Source organism: Endozoicomonas sp. ALD068 (genome assembly GCF_049310145.1).
GTDB lineage: Bacteria > Pseudomonadota > Gammaproteobacteria > Pseudomonadales > Endozoicomonadaceae > Endozoicomonas_A.
The window spans coordinates 66,922-84,859 of the sequence record NZ_JBLYNU010000004.1 but is presented as its reverse complement, the minus strand read 5'-3'; the positions used below and the strand labels follow the sequence as shown (position 1 = coordinate 84,859).

Below are 17,938 nucleotides of genomic sequence, written 5' to 3'. Positions count from 1 at the left end.
TTGGTTTAAGGCTTATCATAACAGATAAGCCTATTCTCGGTCAGGCTCCTAGCAGCCTGTCGGACTTAAGACTGTCCTACTGCGGTTGCAATAAATTGGTCTAAAAATCCCTGTTTCTTCGTCAAATAGCTCGCTATTCTCCTCAGAAACAGAGATTTTTATCCTCAATTTCTTGCAATCCTCGCTACGGACGCTTAAGTCCGACAGGCTGCTAGGCTCATTTCAGGCTGCTGTCCGGGAGATTTTATCTTTTGGACAGTAGACATCCTTTGCAGCTCTTTGATCTAATAATCCCCACTCAATCAAGACAGTATCCCATGCAGGCTTCATGACCAGCTCTCGAATCACCCGCTGCCCAAAATGCCAGACCTCCTTTAAAGTGACCCAGGCACAATTACGAGCTGCCGGTGGCTCCGTTCGTTGCGGTTCCTGTCTCGAGGTGTTTGATGCCCAATCAAACATGTCCGCAGACGCTGCTCCAGAAAAGCCACTCCAGATGAAGCCGCAGATCAAACCTTATAAAAAACAATCGAGCCAGCCCGACAAAACAGCAGAACAAAATGCTGCCCAAAACAGCAAGCCTGAAGCCAGTTCAATAAAAGCTATCGAACCACCTTCTGAAGAAGAGGCCCCCTTCCACTCTTTTCTTGACACTCTGGACAATGAGCACGTTGAAGTTGATGAAGAACCGGGACGAAGTTCCCTGAAAATTGCTGGCTGGCTCACTCTAATCCTGATTTTCTCTATCACTCTTGCAGGGCAATACGCCTGGTTCAACAGAGATCAGCTTTCACTCGACCCGCGATTGAGACCAGCATATACTTTTAGTTGCCGATACCTGAAGTGCTCTCTTCCTGCATTGGTAAACATCAACGCCATTAAGAGCCTGCAACTGCATATCCGCAGCCACCCTCTGCAAAGCGAAGGACTGGTTGTAGACTCAGTGATTATCAATGAAGCCACATTCCCACAACCCTGGCCTCGGCTTGAATTAACATTTAGTGACATTAACGGACAGCCCGTAGCCAGCAGACGTTTTCGCCCCAAAGAATATCTGGGCGGAGCCCTGGCCGGTTCCAGAGAGATACCCAGCGGACAACCCGTAAGGCTCAGCATGGAAATCGTTGACCCCGGCAATGGAGCCACCAACTATCAATTGCGCTTTTTACCTGTCAAACAGCGCTGATTAAAGTTAAAAAAACCTGTAAACCTTGCTTATCTGGTGTTTTACCGACGAAGGCATCTCGAAAACCAACTCAAGAAATTGCAATAAGTGCTTGACCCAGATCAAAAAAGCAATCAGATCACTTAAGTTATTACTTGCGGTTTTTCCCGAAAAAGTCACTATACAACGCCCTTGGCAAGGATATATTTCGCAACAGGACACTGCTACGTGGTAATAACTGCTCCTGAAGATAAGTGCTATTCCAGTGAGAGCCAACAACAGAACCCTCTTTCGTCTAAAAATTGTACAGAGTATTATACCCGGCTACGCCTACCTGATCTCCTGAACAGAGACGCTGAAAGTCGTACAAATAAATAGTTGAAAACTCCGCAAGATCAGCCTCTTGCTTTTTTCATAATTCCGAGCAGCGATTTAAATCACTTGAGACGGTTTTATCGCACTCTGGGCACTACTAACGCTGGATTGAGGCAAATCACCTTGTTGAAGATTGGTCCATACGCTATTCAAAGCCCGGTTATCCTGGCCCCTATGGCCGGAGTAACAGACCGCCCATTCAGGCAGCTGTGCTTGAGAATGGGGGCGGGTATGGCCGTCTCAGAAATGGTGACCAGCAACCCAAAACTCTGGAACACCCGGAAGTCCCGACTGAGAATGGACCATCACGCTGAAGAATTCGAACCTCGTTCTGTTCAGATTGCAGGCAGTGACCCGGAGCAAATGGCCATCGCGGCTCGCCTGAACCAGGAACGAGGCGCCCAGATCATTGATATCAACATGGGCTGCCCTGCCAAAAAAGTCTGTAACAAAGCGGCTGGCTCTGCTCTGATGAGAGAACCTGAACTGGTAGAGCAAATACTGAAGTCGGTGGTTCAGGCGGTTGATATCCCGGTCACCCTCAAGACACGTACCGGCTGGTGCCCCGAAAACAGAAACGGCCTCGACATTGCCTTAATGGCACAGGACTGCGGTATAACCGCTCTGGCCATTCATGGCAGAACCCGTCAGTGTATGTACAAAGGTGAGGCCGAATACGAGACCATTGCCCGGATTTGTGAATCCCTGGAAATTCCAGTGATTGCCAATGGCGATATTACCTCTCCCGAGAAAGCAAAAACGGTACTGGATGTCACAGGCGCAGACGCGATTATGGTGGGCCGTGCAGCCCAGGGGAAACCCTGGATATTCAGAGAGATTAACCACTTTCTTGAACAGGGTGAACACCTGCCAGCGCCCGAAAACAAAGAGATTCAGTCCATTTTAACAGGTCACCTTGCTGCGCTTCACGGGTTTTACGGTGAAGTCCAGGGTGTGCGCATCGCCAGAAAACACGTTGGCTGGTATTTGCAGGCCAGTCCATCAGGCGCCAGTCTTCGCAAACGATTCAACAGACTGGAGTCTGCAGAAGAACAAGAAAACTGCATACTGGAGTATTTTCAAACCTTAAGTCATCACAAGGATATTGCAGCATGACGGCATCCCATATTATTACTGACGAACCCTCTGTTAATGGACAGGCATTGACCAGCCCTATCGAGAGTGAAACACAGACACTCCGCGACAGCGTTGAAAAAGCAATGAACAACTACTTTAGCCATCTGGATGGTCAGGAAGTGACTGATGTTTACCAGATGGTCCTTTCTGAAGTAGAAGCCCCCCTTCTGGAAACGGTTATGGCTTACGTCAAGGGTAACCAGACCAGGGCCTCTGTCCTGCTTGGGCTGAACCGTGGCACACTGAGAAAGAAACTCAAGCAATACGACCTGCTCTAATCCCCGCCTTAAAGTCGTATTATGCCATCTGACGTGAATACGACTTTATGCGCCCCCCTTGCCTTTACAACCTGCGCAAAGACAAATCCCGTATCTTTTCGAAGAATAACAGGTCAGTAATAACCCTCATATCAGCCTGGGGTGGTAGCATTATTTCTGTATTTCCCTCTATTCCCGAGAATCGGATGCTGCGAAGCAGGACAAATCCAGCTAGAATCAGTCAGCTTTTCAGGCAACGATTTTTCAGTGAGTAAAGGAACGATGGCAAACGATTTCGAACAGCCACCTCTTCGAAGAGCCCTGATCAGTGTCTCAAACAAAACCGGCATAGTTGAATTTGCCCGGGCACTGCACCAGCGCTCAGTAGAAATCCTATCCACGGGCGGCACCTACAAACTGCTGGTTGAGCACGATATTCCCGCTGTGGAAATCTCCAGTTACACAGGCTTTCCGGAAATGATGGACGGCAGAGTCAAAACCCTGCACCCCAAAGTTCACGGAGGCATTCTCGGTCGCTCCGGTCAGGATGAAGCCGTCATGAGCGAACACGGTATCGACCCAATCGATCTGGTTGTTGTCAACCTCTACCCTTTCGAACAGACAGTGAGCCGCGAAGATTGCACCCTGGAGATGGCTATTGAGAACATTGATATTGGTGGTCCTACCATGGTTCGTGCTGCTGCCAAGAACCACAGGGACACCACTATTGTTGTCAACGCAGAAGACTACACCCAGGTACTCTCTGAGCTGGATGAAAACAATGGTTCTGTCTCTGCAGCGACTCGCTTTGACCTTGCTGTAAAGGCCTTTGAACATACTGCTCATTACGATGGCGCAATTGCCAACTACCTCGGAACATTAACAGGCAACAAGGACGAACCAGAAGCCTTTCCTCGCACCTTTAACCGTCAGTACAAGAAAGTCCAGGACATGCGTTATGGCGAGAACCCTCATCAGAAAGCCGCCTTCTATGTAGAAGAACCTGCTCCTGCAGGTACCGTTTCCAGTGCTCGAAAGATTCAGGGCAAGGCACTCTCTTTCAATAACATTGCTGACACCGATGCGGCTCTGGAGTGTGTCAAGGCCTTTGAAGCTCCAGCCTGCGTCATCGTCAAACACGCCAATCCATGTGGCGTAGCCATCGGCACCGACATCCTGGAGGCCTATAACAGAGCCTACACAACCGACCCTACATCCGCCTTTGGTGGCATCATAGCCTTTAACAGAAAACTCGATGCAGTCACTGCCAAAGCCATCATTGATCGTCAGTTTGTAGAAGTCATCATAGCGCCGGAAATCGACGGCGAAGCAGAAACCATTCTTCAGAACAAAAAGAATATCCGCCTGCTGTGCTGCGGCACCCTGCCAGAAACTGCCGGGCATTTTCTGGATTTCAAACGAGTCAATGGCGGACTGCTGATTCAAGACGGTGACATCAGGGTAACCAGCGTTCAGGAACTGAAATCAGTGACAGAGAGAGCTCCCACTGAAGCAGAACTGAGCGACCTGCAGTTCGCCTGGAAAGTGGGTAAATTTGTTAAGTCAAACGCGATTGTTTACGCCAGAGATCATCAAACCATTGGTATTGGTGCAGGTCAGATGAGCCGGGTATACAGTGCCCGCATTGCTGGCATCAAAGCCGCTGATGAAAACCTGGAAGTCCGTGGGTCTGTGATGGCATCAGACGCCTTCTTCCCATTCAGAGATGGCATTGATGCGGCCGCCAGTGCCGGAGTTACCGCTGTCATCCAGCCAGGCGGCTCCATGAGAGATCAGGAAGTGATTGATGCTGCCAACGAGGCTGGCATTGCCATGGTATTCACTGGCGTCAGGCATTTCCGCCACTGATCGCTGGTAAGAGGCATTTAATGTGTCTCTTTTTTCACTCGCTTTACGACCAATGACAAACACTGGTTATTCACCACCAGACTTCCCGGGGACAGGCAACCTATGAAAGTACTCATCATCGGCAGTGGCGGACGCGAACATGCGCTCGCCTGGAAAGTAGCTCAGGACAACAACGTAGAGCAGGTTTTTGTAGCGCCTGGAAACGCAGGGACGGCTCTTGAGCCAGGAATCACCAACATCAGCATTGATGTACTTGAACTCGATAAACTGGTTGAATTCACCGTTAAAGAAAACATCGACCTGACCATTGTTGGCCCCGAAGCCCCTTTAGTGGCCGGTGTCGTTGACCGCTTTGAAGAAGCCAATCTCATCATCTTCGGCCCCTCACAAGGCGCCGCTCAGCTCGAAGGTTCAAAGGCTTTCAGCAAAGACTTCCTGGCTCGTCACAACATTCCTACTGCTGACTATCAAAACTTCACTGACATTGATCAGGCCAAAGCCTACGTCCGCGAGAAAGGTGCCCCCATTGTCGTAAAGGCGGACGGACTGGCCGCTGGCAAAGGCGTCATTCTTGCTGACACAGAAGAGCAGGCATTTGCTGCCATTGATGACATGCTGGCTGGCAACGCCTTTGGTGAAGCGGGGCACCGGGTGGTTATTGAAGAATTCCTTCAAGGCGAAGAAGCCAGCTTTATTGTTATGGTTGATGGTAAAAACATTTTGCCACTGGTTACCAGCCAGGACCATAAGGCCAGAGATAACGGTGACAAAGGCCCTAACACGGGTGGTATGGGTGCTTACTCTCCTGCACCGGTAGTGACTCAACGTATTCACGAGCGCGCCATGCAGGAAGTGATCATTCCCACCGTGGAAGGCATGGCCGCCGAAGGCAACACCTACAAGGGTTTTTTGTACGCAGGCCTGATGATTGACGACAAAGGCACGCCCAAAGTACTGGAATTCAACTGTCGTTTTGGTGACCCTGAAACACAACCCATTATGATGCGCCTTCAATCCAGCCTCACTGAACTTTGTCTCGCCGGTGCAACAGCTAAGCTGGATCAGGTGGAAGCCCGCTGGGATGAACGAACAGCACTGGGGGTTGTTATGGCCGCAGGTGGCTACCCTGAGAAATACCACAAAGGCGACATCATCACTGGCATTGACGAAGCCAACTCAACAGACTGCAAAGTGTTTCATGCCGGCACACAGCTCAGTGGAGAACAAATAGTGACCCATGGCGGTCGCGTACTGTGTGTCACCGCCCTGGGCAGCAGCGTTAAAGAGGCACAGAACAAAGCCTACCAGGCTTGCTCAAAGATTCAGTGGAATAATGCTTATTTCAGGACTGACATTGGCTATCGCGCCATAGCCAGAGAGCATTGAGCACTTGATACTTTTCAGATGGAGCGGACAGGATGACCGCTCCCTCAGCTGATCTCAGCTTAACCCACTCAAATAAACGTCCACCGACTAATAGAATAAAAATTCATAAAGCAGTTATCCCGAAAGCAAAATAACTTTCAAAGTAAAGTTATATAAAATTGCAACAATTTCACTTTTTCGCAGGGCAGCTTAGGGTATACTCAGCAACAATGGAAAAATGGAATTTTCAATAAATATTATGAGAGTTGTATTCAACCGCCTGTTATCCATTGCCCCCCATCCACCCTCAGGTGAAGAGTCAGTGTCACGACTCTCCATCAGGGTTGGATTCTGGATTAATGTAGTCTTACTGCTGTTTCTGGCTGCCTTTGGTGCACAAGCATTCAGTGCTGAAAAGGTCACTGATCAGCAGCCTGGTAGGGTTTCTATCAATCTCGAGCCATTCTCAAGCATTTTCATTGATCCGGAAAGCTCCCTTGAGCTGAATCAAATCAATGATCTGAATTACCTGTTTCGTTTTGCTCCCTGGCAGAAAGAAAGTCTCTACTTCACCAGCCAAAAAGGCACGGCCTGGATCAAGATATCACTGCCTGAGGACGTCAACGTTAAGCCTGTGCCCATCCTCTGGCTTCAACCACCACCCGGCGTATCACTTAATGTCTATATTTCAGGCCCAAAGTATTACAAGCAACTTCCAAATAAACGACAGCCAAACAGTAATATTTATCTCTATAATCTGACGCCCTATGCAGATAAGAAACTGGATGTGTTTATTGAGATACCCGCAGCCGCCGCAGGCAGCTTACTTGCCTATCTAAAGTCTCCCAGAGCATTTCTCAGTGATCAGGCATTTGTACACTGGCAAACTGGCTGGCTGCTAGCCCTATTTATCGCAACAATGATTATGAATGCCATTAACTGGTTTAATTATCACAAGAAAGCCTATATCTTCTTGGCTGGCTTCGGCTTAATGGGCTCAATGTTTTTGATAAGCTGGCAGGGATTGTTCAATATCAGCGAGCTCGGAGCAGGTTGGCTGCAGAACCTGATGATGAACGCCTCACTGATCGTTGGAACCATTCTGATCAGTCAGATAGCTCGCATCAGCTTGACGGGAAACAATGTCAACCTTATCTACTGCTTTAACATACTTTCTATCATCTCGGCATCATTACTGATTCTTGCTTTAACGGGTACCTTTGCATCTCTGGAACACAGCCTGATGATCAACCTGCTGACGACTCAGGTCTTCTGGTATTGCAGTCTGTTCATCAGAGTACCCGGTGCACTGAAGATTCCTGCCTGGCTTTCCACCCCTTATGCGATTATCCACCTGGTGACCTCTCTGGCTATCCTGGGCGTTACCAATCACAACCCCATAGCTGCCACCTGGATACTGCTTCAAGCGACCTCGATAAACATTCTTGCCTTCAGCTTTTATTTTGCCAGCCAGAGGCATTTGCGAACTGAATCAGGACTTTCAAAGAATCCATCTCTCAGCCCGGCACCCAAATCCCAGATGGCAAAAGATAATGATCTTTTCAACGCAATGGGTCATGAACTGAGAACACCTCTGAATGGCGTACTGGGAATGTCTGAACTACTCCAGAGTACACAGCTGACCCCCAAACAGGAAAACTATGTTGAAACCCTGAGATATGCAGGCAATGAGCTCAGCAACCTGATTAACCTGCTTTCTGAAGCATGGAAACTTGAGCAAAACGAAGCCAGCCCTGATATTAAACCCTACGATATCAATGAATTTCTGAACGACTGCCTCTTTAAATTCCGTTTACGGGCAGAACAACTAAATACTGAGCTGATCAGCTTTGTACACCCTGATGTCCCGGATATCAGTGAAACAGATACACGTCAGTTATCACTCATTTTGGAAAGTACCCTGATTCATATCTTCCGCCATATTAAAAACAGTGAAGTCATGATTTCTGTCAATCAGACCTCTCAGCTACCTGGCTCAGAGCCGAAAAGCCAACAACAGAGTAAAGACGGCTACATTCTTTATCAGATCAGGTACAGTCAGGGACAACAAGTCCTGAACCTGCCAGAGAACACCAATGAACTGAGCTACTCTGAAGCGAAACGACAGGCCGACATTAGCATGCAACTTTACATTACCATCCAATTAATTGAGGCCTTGTCGGGACACTTCGGCATCATGAACCAAGGCAGCACGCACATCTGGTTTGCTATTCCACATAAGGAACAAACAACAGATGTCATTCATCGGGATGAACAACCACTTTTCTATGACAAAAATGTCAAAGCACTCATTGTTGATGACAATAAAACCTGTAGACAGGTTCTGGCCCAACAATGTGCCCTGATGGGTATCAATACTCTGGATGCTGAAGACGGTCGGGAAGCACTGGCAATGATACGCAACGAAGCCTATTTGGGAAGAGACTTCGACGTGATCATCCTTGATCACCATATGCCTGGTATGAATGGCATCCAGATGTTAGAGAGGCTTCAGGAAGAAAGTCAGATAGAAATCCCGGGAATCATCATGCTCACGGGCGCCACAAACCCACCCGGAAAACAGCGTGCAGAGCGACTGGGAATCAGTAGATTCCTGACCAAACCGGCTGAATACAAAACACTCCAGAAGACACTATCACAAGTATTGGGAGAAAGAACTCCGTCAAGATGAGAATAAAACAGCCTGATGTCAGATAACATCAGACCTAGCAGCCTGTCGGACTTAAGACTGTCCTACTGCGGTTGCAATAAATTGGTCTAAAAATCTCTGTTTCTTCGTCAAATAGCTCGCTATTCTCCTCAGAAACAGAGATTTTTATCCTCAATTTCTTGCAATCCTCGCTACGGACGCTTAAGTCCGACAGGCTGCTAGAATGCAACCAGTTATTGTAGGTGGTATCGAGCTGATAATTCGTGAACCGCATCGACAAAGACTTTGGCTCTATCAGGCTCGACAAACTGATGAATGCCGTGACCCAGATTGAATACATGACCTTCACCCGGACCGAAATCTCCAAGAATTTTAGCCACCTCTTCTCTTATACGCTCTGGTGATGCATAGAGAACCGATGGATCCATATTGCCCTGTAGCGCGACTTTATCCCCTACACGACGACGTGCACCAGAAATATCTGTCGTCCAATCCAGACCCAGAGCATCAGTGCCCGTTGCAGCCATAGATTCAAGCCACTGACCACCATTTTTGGTAAACAGAATGACGGGCACCTTCCTACCCTCATGTTCTCTGATCAAACCTGAAACAATCTTTTCCATGTACTTTAGAGAAAATACCTTGTAGCACTCTGGTGAGAGTGCTCCTCCCCAGGTATCAAAGATTTGAACAGCCTGAGCTCCCGCCTTAATCTGAGCGTTCAGATAGCTTGTCACAGAATCAGCCAGGACACCTAACAATTGAGACAATAGCTGAGGCTGATCAAACATCATCGCTTTGATACGACGAAAGTCTTTACTGGTTCCCCCTTCAACCATGTAGGTAGCCAGTGTCCATGGGCTGCCGGAAAAACCAATCAGAGGTACACGTCCATTCAGCTCCGAGCGGATGGTTCGTACTGCATCCATGACATAACCCAGATCCTTTTCAGGATCAGTAACAGACAGAGCTTCAACATCAGCCGCTTTACGGACGGTTTTTTTAAATCTTGGGCCTTCGCCCTTCTCAAAATACAATCCCAGACCCATTGCATCCGGGATGGTGAGGATATCCGAAAACAGAATAGCTGCATCCAGGTCAAAACGCCCCAATGGCTGAAGGGTCACCTCGCAAGCCATTTCAGGATTCATACAAAGCGACATAAAATCACCCGCCCTGCTTCTAAGCTCCCGGTATTCGGGCAAATAACGTCCAGCCTGACGCATCATCCATACAGGGGTGACATCAACAGGCTCTCTCAGCAGAGCCCTTAGAAAGCGGTCATTTTTCAGCTCGGTCATGGGGTTTCCAGAATTCAGGGACAGTGCAGTAAATTTTAAAGAAGGCCGGGACAGACATTTAAAAACCTCGCCCGGCCAAAAGAAACTGCGATGTTACAAAATAAAAGGGGGAGAATACTCATTCCCCCCCTTATTGACAATCTTCCGCCGCTCAGGAGCATCTATCCCGATAAGCTTTCTTCAAGCTCAGACATCGAGATAGTCCATGATCCCTTCAGCCGCCTGACGGCCTTCCCAGATCGCGGTAACCACCAGGTCAGAGCCGCGGACCATATCTCCACCTGCAAAAATTTTAGGATTGGAAGTCTGGAACTTGTAGCTGGACTGCTCTGGCGCTACAACACCTCCCCACTCGTTCAACTTGATAGAGTGGGACTCAAACCAGTCAGCAGGACTTGGACGGAATCCAAAAGCAATCAGTACCGCATCGGCTGCCAGTATTTCCTCACTGCCCGGAACCGGCTCAGGCCGACGACGTCCCTGCTCGTCAGGCTCACCCAGTTTGGTGGTGATGACCTTGACACCTTCTACCTTTCCATTGCCGACAATTTCAACAGGCTGACGATTAAACAGGAACTTGACACCTTCCTGCCTGGCATTGGCCACTTCACGACGGGAGCCGGGCATATTCTCCTCGTCACGACGGTAAGCACATGTGACTGACTCAGCGCCCTGACGGATGGAACTACGGTTACAGTCCATCGCAGTGTCACCACCACCGAGAACCACAACACGTTTTCCTTTCATGCCTATGAAATCAGATGCCTTCTTTTCAAAGCCCAGATTACGATTCACGCTGGAAATGAGGAAAGGCAGAGCATCATGAACACCGGGAAGATCTTCGCCCGGAAACCCACCCTTCATGTAAGTGTAGGTACCCATACCCATAAATACGGCATCGTACTCTGCCATCAGATCGTCCATCAGGACATCTTTACCGATTTCAGTATTCAGTCTGAATTCGACGCCCATTTCGGTAAACACTTCACGACGACGTGACATCACTGATTTCTCAAGCTTGAATTCAGGAATACCAAACGTCAGCAAGCCGCCAATTTCCGGGTTCTTATCAAATACAACAGGTTTTACACCATTTCTGACCAGCACGTCTGCACAACCCAGACCCGCAGGACCGGCACCGATCACGGCCACTTTTTTATCGGTCCACACCACCTTGGACATATCCGGGCGCCAGCCCAGAGCCAGCGCTGTATCGGTAATATATTTTTCAGTTGCGCCAATAGTTACAGCACCGAATCCGTCATTCAGGGTACAGGCGCCCTCACAGAGTCGATCCTGGGGACATACACGACCACAGACTTCCGGCAAACTGTTGGTCTGATGGGAAAGCTCAGCGGCTTCAAACAAGTTACCTTCTGAAACCAGCTTCAGCCAATCCGGAATATAGTTGTGAACAGGGCACTTCCATTCACAATAAGGGTTACCGCAGGAAAGGCAGCGGTGAGATTGCTGCTTGGCCTGTTTTTCACTGTAGGACTCATAGATCTCTACAAAGTCATTCTTGCGAACCTGAAGAGCCTTTTTTTCCGGATCTTCTCTGCCTACTTCGACAAATTGAAAATGATTGTTAAGTCGATTGTTAAATTGTGACATGGATTTGACCTCATTCGCTGATTGTTTTTATAACGCTCGTGGCGCTGCCACTGCTGCAGCCTATTATTAGCTCAGGGCTGCAACGCACACGGCTGTTCTAAAGACTTTCCTTGCAAGCGGTTGCAGGTGCCCTACTCAGGACGCCCGCGTGTACTCGCCAGCAATGAGTCCAAACTGGCCGCCTTTGGCTTCACCAGCCAGAAACGACCCCGATAGTCGTAAAACTCCTCCTGAAGTTCACGCCCCCATTCACTGCCTGTCTCTTTTACATATTCATCCAGAAGACCCATCAGATGAGACTGATAATCTTCCATGGATTCGGTATCAATTCGGTGAATATCCACCAGTTCGTGATTGTAGCGATCAACAAAGTTGCGCTTCAGATCCAATACGTAGGCAAAGCCACCAGTCATACCGGCGCCAAAGTTATGACCTGTTTCGCCCAATACAACGACCAGACCACCTGTCATGTACTCACAACAGTGATCCCCGGCACCTTCGACAATAGCGGTAGCACCAGAGTTCCGCACAGCAAGACGTTCACCGGCACGGCCGGCGGCCAGCAGGCGACCACCGGTGGCACCATAAAGAGAAGTGTTACCAATGATAGAGGTTTCATTAGAATTGAAAGCACTTCCCCGGGGCGGACGGATAATCAGGTTACCGCCTGTCATCCCTTTACCCACATAGTCGTTGGCATCTCCTTCCAGACGCATATCCAGGCCACCGGCATTCCAGACTCCAAAGCTCTGTCCAGCGGTACCTTTCAGATTCAGCTTGACCGGACTGTCTGCCATACCCTGATTACCATGACGTTTGGCAATCTCACCCGACAATCTTGCACCGATTGAGCGGTCACAGTTGCTCACCGTGAACTCAAACTCACCTCCTTCACCACTTTCGATGGCTGGCAGACAGGCTTCAACCATAACCTCTGCCAGCTCACCCTTGTCGAAAGAAGGGTTACGTTCAACCTGACAGGTATGGGGCTTATCTTCAGGAATCAGATCGTTGCGGACAATCGGCGTCAGATCGAGGCCTTTTTGCTTGTCAGTGTCACCGGGAAGCAGCTCCAGCAACTCTGTACGACCAATAACATCTTCAAGGCTTTTAGCACCCAGCACTGACAGCCATTCACGCACTTCTTCAGCCACAAAAGTGAAGAAGTTCATGATCATCTCAACTGTACCGATGAAGTGATTTTCCCTGAGATGCTGGTCCTGGGTTGCAACACCGGTTGCACAGTTATTCAGATGGCAGATTCTCAGGTACTTACAACCCATTGCAACCATGGGCGTTGTACCAAAACCATAACTTTCAGCACCCAGAATGGCCGCTTTAACCACATCCAGACCTGTTTTGATACCACCATCTGTCTGAAGACGGACCTTTCCACGCAAATCGTTTGCTCTAAGTGCCTGATGAGCCTCTGTCAGACCCAGTTCCCAGGGAGAACCGGCATACCTGATAGACGTCAGCGGACTAGCAGCAGTACCACCGTCGTAGCCCGAGATGGTAATCAGGTCAGCATAAGCCTTGGCAACACCGGCAGCGATGGTACCAACACCTGGCTCTGATACAAGTTTTACGGAGACCAGCGCATCCGGGTTCACCTGCTTCAAGTCAAAGATCAGCTGAGCCAGATCTTCAATCGAATAAATATCATGGTGCGGTGGAGGTGAAATCAGTGTCACACCGGGTACTGAATAACGCAGTCTGGCAATCAGTTTGTTCACCTTGCCACCCGGCAGCTGCCCCCCTTCACCCGGCTTGGCTCCCTGCGCCACTTTAATCTGCAAGACATCCGCATTAACTAGATAATGGGGCGTTACACCAAAACGACCAGAAGCAATCTGCTTTATTTTGGAAACCCGGTTAGTGCCAAAGCGCGCTTCATCCTCACCCCCTTCTCCCGAGTTAGAACGACCACCCAGACGGTTCATCGCTTCAGCCAGGGCTTCATGGGCTTCCGGAGACAGAGCACCAAGACTCATAGCAGCGGAGTCGAATCGCTTGAGAATGTCTGCAGCTGGTTCAACTTCATCGATAGCCAGAGCCTGATCGGCAGTTTTGAGGCCCATCAGATCACGCAGGGTGGCAACCGGTCTTTCGTTGACCAGTTTGGAGTAACGACGAAACTCTTCATAATCACCCGTAGAGACGGCTTTTTGAAGTTGCTGAACGACATCAGGATTGAATGCGTGATACTCACTGTCATGCACGTATTTAAGCAGACCACCTTGCTGAATGGGCTTTCTCTTCTTCCAGGCAGTCCCTGAGAGCAACTGTTGATCTTGCTGAATAGCTTCAAAGCCGGCGCCTTCAATACGGCTCTGAACCCCTTTGAAACAGAGGTCAACCACTTCAGAAGACAGACCAATGGCTTCGAACAGCTGCGCAGCACGATAGGAAGCAATGGTGGAGATTCCCATCTTGGAAAGAATCTTCAAAAGACCTTTATCGATACCCTTGCGGTAAGCTTTGTAGGCATCCAGTGGGTCTGCGAGAATCTCCCCGGTGCGAATCTGGTCATGAATAATTTCATAGGACAAATAGGGATAAATCGCCGTAGCACCAAAGCCCAGCAGTACCGCAAACTGATGAGAATCTCTGGCTGTTGCCGTTTCTACCAGAATATTGGCATCGGAACGCAGGCCCGTATCAATCAGTCTGTGATGAACAGCACCGGTAGCCATGGCTGCATGCACCGGCAGCTTGTTATCACTGATATTACGATCACTCAGATGAATCAGAGCCTTGCCGTCTCTCACAGCCTGCTCTGCCTCATCACAAATACGCTCAATGGCGGACCTTAAGCCTTCTTCAGGCTTGTAATTGATGTCGATGTAAAGCACATCAAGATCATCATGCTGATGATGAGCATTGATCAGATTCAGGAATTTGGTTGTCGACAGCACTGGCGATTTGAGTACCACACGGCTCGCATGCTCTGGCGTCTCTTCGAATATATTTTTCTCACGTCCCAGGCAGGTTTCCAGGGACATCACTATTGCTTCACGCAAAGGATCGATAGGTGGGTTGGTAACCTGGGCAAACTGCTGCCTGAAAAAGTCATACACAGAACGCACACGACCTGACAAAACCGCCATTGGTGTATCGTCACCCATTGAGCCTACAGCTTCCTGCCCACTCTCAGCCAGGGGACGAATCACCTGATCACGCTCTTCAAAGCTGACCGAGAACATCTTCTGATGAACCTTCAGCAGCTCTGAATCCAGGTGCTCGATCTTGTGATCTTCATCCCTGAAACGGGAACGGATACGATAAGAGTTTTGCTTCAACCACTTTTTGTAGGGCTGTCGAGTCTTCAGCTGCTCATCGATATCGTGGGCCTGATGCAATTCACCTGACTCAACATCAATGGCCAAAACTTCACCCGGACCAACACGACCTTTTGCCACAACATCTTCAGGCTGGTAATCGTAAACCCCCACTTCAGAAGCAACGGTCAGAAACCCGTTTTTCGTAATGACCCAGCGAGAAGGACGCAAACCATTACGATCCAGTGCACAAACCGCACGACGACCGTCGGTAATAACCAGACCTGCAGGACCATCCCAGGGTTCCATGTGCATGGAGTTGTATTCATAAAAAGCCCTGAGGCCAGGATCCATGGTATCAACATTCTGCCAGGCAGGTGGAACCAGCATTCGGATAGCCCGATAAAGGTCAACGCCGCCGGTTACCAGAATTTCAAGCATGTTGTCGAGGCTTGACGAATCGGATCCGGTTCGGTTGACCAGGGGATAGATCTGATCCAGATCAGGCAGCAACTCTGATTTGAATTTGTTTCGACGAGCCTGTGACCAGTTTCTGTTACCGGTGATGGTGTTAATTTCACCATTATGAGCCAGTAGACGGAAAGGCTGGGCCAGCTTCCAGCGAGGCATGGTATTCGTAGAGAAGCGCTGATGGAATACGCAGATCGCAGTTTCGAACCTGGTATCACCCAGATCCTGATAAAAGTTAGCCAGATCTACGGGCATCATCAGACCTTTGTAGGTCACTACCTGAGTCGACAGGGAGCAGATATAAAAGTCTTGATCCTGCTCAAGTGCCATGTTGGTGAAGCGCCGTGCCATATAAAGGCGGGCTGAAAACTCTTCTTCTTCCAACTCACCCTGATACCCTACAAACACCTGTTCAATAACGGGTAGCTGATCTAAGGCAATAGGGCCGAGACAGTCACTATTGACGGGTACTTTTCGCCATCCAATCACTACCAGTTTTTTCTTTTCCAGCTCGGCTTCAAGTGTTTTTCTGGCATGATCAGCTACCGCTTCATCCTGGCTCAGGAATAGCATCCCCACAGCGTAGCTGGCTGGAAGATCTTTACCCAGTTGCTCTTTAACAACAGTGCGGAAAAAGGTGTCAGGCGTCTGAATTAATAAACCACAACCATCGCCTGTTTTTCCATCTGCGGCAATACCACCCCGGTGCGTCATGCAGGTAAGCGCTTCTATCGCGGTTGTCAGGAGATTATGACTTTTCTCTCCTTCCATGTGTGCTATAAGCCCGAAACCACAGTTATCCCTGAACTCCCCGGGATTATACAGACCTGCTTTCATAAGCACTCTCTCATCGTAAGTTATTATATACCTTGAAACTTCTGTCACTCTGGAAGCCGGAATGTTCTGTTACCGACCAGGCTTCCAGACGATCATTGTTCTCGTTTTGCCAAGGCGCTTATTCTATAAAAATGCAGCTCTCCCACCCCCTGCGGTCTTCATACTGTGATGCTGGCTGCATTCCTGGCTCGAGCCAGAACGGCTTTGCTGCGGGGAGGTAACCACACCCAAAGAATATTAATTCATTTTTATGGATTTTAATTCAAAAAAGAGTACAAAAAAAAGAGTATACCCTTAACTACTACTTCATGAAAAATAGGTCGAAGTTGCAGACGTTTAACCTCGCCACAAAAGACAAGGGGCCAACCATTTTACACAGCCAACCCCTCAATCACAAATACATAAAAAGAACAATAAGCAATAAGCTCTATATCCTGCACACCTCACTCAGCATCTTATCAAGCACACCCCGGTCAAACTGTTCTGTCACAATGGCTTTACCAATCTGCTCTAAAAGCACCAGCCTCAATTTTCCATTCAGCACTTTCTTATCGACGGACATCAGTTCAACAAAGCGATCGGGTGACATACCCTCAGGAGGCTCTACAGGCAGATTTGCTGCCTTGAGAATAGCCACAACCTCCTGTACTTCTGCTCTGGCAATCCAACCCAGTCGGCAAGAGAGCTCAGCAGCCATCACCATACCGACAGCAACGGCCTCCCCATGCAACCATTCGCCATAGCCAGTATGTGTTTCAATGGCATGACCAAAGGTATGACCCAGATTTAAAATAGCTCTGAGCCCGGACTCTTTTTCATCCTTTGCCACTACCTGTGCTTTGTCAGAACACGAACGGTGGATCGCGTAAGTCAGCGCCTCCCGATCCCTTGCCATGATTCGTTCAATATTTGCCTGCAGCCACTGATAGAAGGAGTCATCACAGATCAGACCGTACTTGATCACTTCGGCAACGCCAGCAGAAAACTCACGCTCTGGAAGTGTATTCAAAGAGTCAGTATCAATCAGGACAACATTGGGTTGATGGAAAGCGCCAATCATATTTTTGCCCAAAGAATGATTGACACCGGTTTTCCCGCCAACAGAAGAATCTACCTGGGACAGCAGAGTGGTTGGAATCTGAATAAAATCAACACCGCGCTGGTAGGCGGCGGCAGCAAAACCTGTGATATCACCCACCACACCACCACCCAGAGCGATCAATGTGGTTTTGCGGGTATGACGAGCTTCAAGCAAGCCATCAAACACTCTCTCAAGGGTAGCAAGGTTCTTGAACGCTTCTCCATCAGGAAGAATGACTTCTGTCAGGTCAAAGCCATCAAGCAGATTGCGCACCCTATCCAGATAGAGGGGAGCAATGGTTTCGTTAGTGACAACAGCTACTTGCTGTCCTTTGATATAGGGCTGGAGCAACTGAGGTCTGGCAGCACCCGCATAAAGGCCTGAACCGATAAAAATGGGATAACTTCTCTCACCCAGATCCACATTCAGTTCAAGGATGTTCGACTCTTCCATCAAACGTCTCTCTCTTTTTCTAAAAAACCTTCCATCAATTAAATGATCCGAAGGCTTCTTC

10 protein-coding genes are annotated in these 17,938 nt (G+C 48.9%); 6 read left to right on the top strand and 4 right to left on the bottom strand.

What is annotated here, in order from left to right; genetic code table 11:
* Positions 1–328: 328 nt before the first annotated feature.
* The 6 genes from ACO6V5_RS00365 (at position 329) to ACO6V5_RS00340 (ending at position 8,860) form a co-directional block, all read left to right on the top strand.
* On the top strand, positions 329–1,186 hold the full coding sequence (locus ACO6V5_RS00365) for a DUF3426 domain-containing protein (RefSeq protein ID WP_422134890.1): 858 nt from the start codon (positions 329–331) through the stop codon (positions 1,184–1,186).
* A 471-nt stretch (positions 1,187–1,657) separates the two neighbouring features.
* Positions 1,658–2,656 (top strand): tRNA dihydrouridine synthase DusB, encoded by a 999-nt coding sequence (gene dusB / locus ACO6V5_RS00360; protein WP_422409799.1) that lies wholly within the window; start codon positions 1,658–1,660, stop codon positions 2,654–2,656.
* Positions 2,653–2,955, top strand: coding sequence for a DNA-binding transcriptional regulator Fis (fis, locus tag ACO6V5_RS00355; protein ID WP_422134891.1), 303 nt, complete (start codon positions 2,653–2,655; stop codon positions 2,953–2,955). Before dusB ends, fis begins: the two co-directional genes overlap by 4 nt.
* Positions 2,956–3,216: 261 nt before the next feature.
* Positions 3,217–4,803: a bifunctional phosphoribosylaminoimidazolecarboxamide formyltransferase/IMP cyclohydrolase gene (purH, locus tag ACO6V5_RS00350; RefSeq protein ID WP_422134892.1), complete on the top strand. Its 1,587-nt coding sequence runs from the start codon at positions 3,217–3,219 to the stop codon at positions 4,801–4,803.
* A gap of 102 nt (positions 4,804–4,905) precedes the next feature.
* A complete protein-coding gene (gene purD / locus ACO6V5_RS00345; protein ID WP_422134893.1) occupies positions 4,906–6,189 on the top strand; it encodes a phosphoribosylamine--glycine ligase in 1,284 nt (427 codons plus the stop codon).
* Positions 6,190–6,406: 217 nt separating this feature from the next.
* A complete protein-coding gene (locus ACO6V5_RS00340) occupies positions 6,407–8,860 on the top strand; it encodes a response regulator (protein WP_422441951.1) in 2,454 nt (817 codons plus the stop codon).
* A 212-nt stretch (positions 8,861–9,072) separates the two neighbouring features.
* On the opposite strand, the gene hemE is transcribed toward ACO6V5_RS00340, so the two are convergent.
* The 4 genes from hemE to aroB all read right to left on the bottom strand — a co-directional run bounded on the left by hemE (position 9,073) and on the right by aroB (position 17,877).
* Entirely contained in the window at positions 9,073–10,140 is a 1,068-nt protein-coding gene (gene hemE / locus ACO6V5_RS00335; RefSeq protein WP_422409794.1) for a uroporphyrinogen decarboxylase, read from the bottom strand.
* A 186-nt stretch (positions 10,141–10,326) separates the two neighbouring features.
* A complete protein-coding gene (locus ACO6V5_RS00330; RefSeq protein ID WP_422134896.1) occupies positions 10,327–11,754 on the bottom strand; it encodes an FAD-dependent oxidoreductase in 1,428 nt (475 codons plus the stop codon).
* A gap of 131 nt (positions 11,755–11,885) precedes the next feature.
* Positions 11,886–16,343: a glutamate synthase large subunit gene (gene gltB / locus ACO6V5_RS00325; RefSeq protein WP_422409792.1), complete on the bottom strand. Its 4,458-nt coding sequence runs from the start codon at positions 16,341–16,343 to the stop codon at positions 11,886–11,888.
* A 427-nt stretch (positions 16,344–16,770) separates the two neighbouring features.
* A complete protein-coding gene (gene aroB / locus ACO6V5_RS00320) occupies positions 16,771–17,877 on the bottom strand; it encodes a 3-dehydroquinate synthase (RefSeq protein WP_422134898.1) in 1,107 nt (368 codons plus the stop codon).
* Positions 17,878–17,938: the final 61 nt, after the last annotated feature.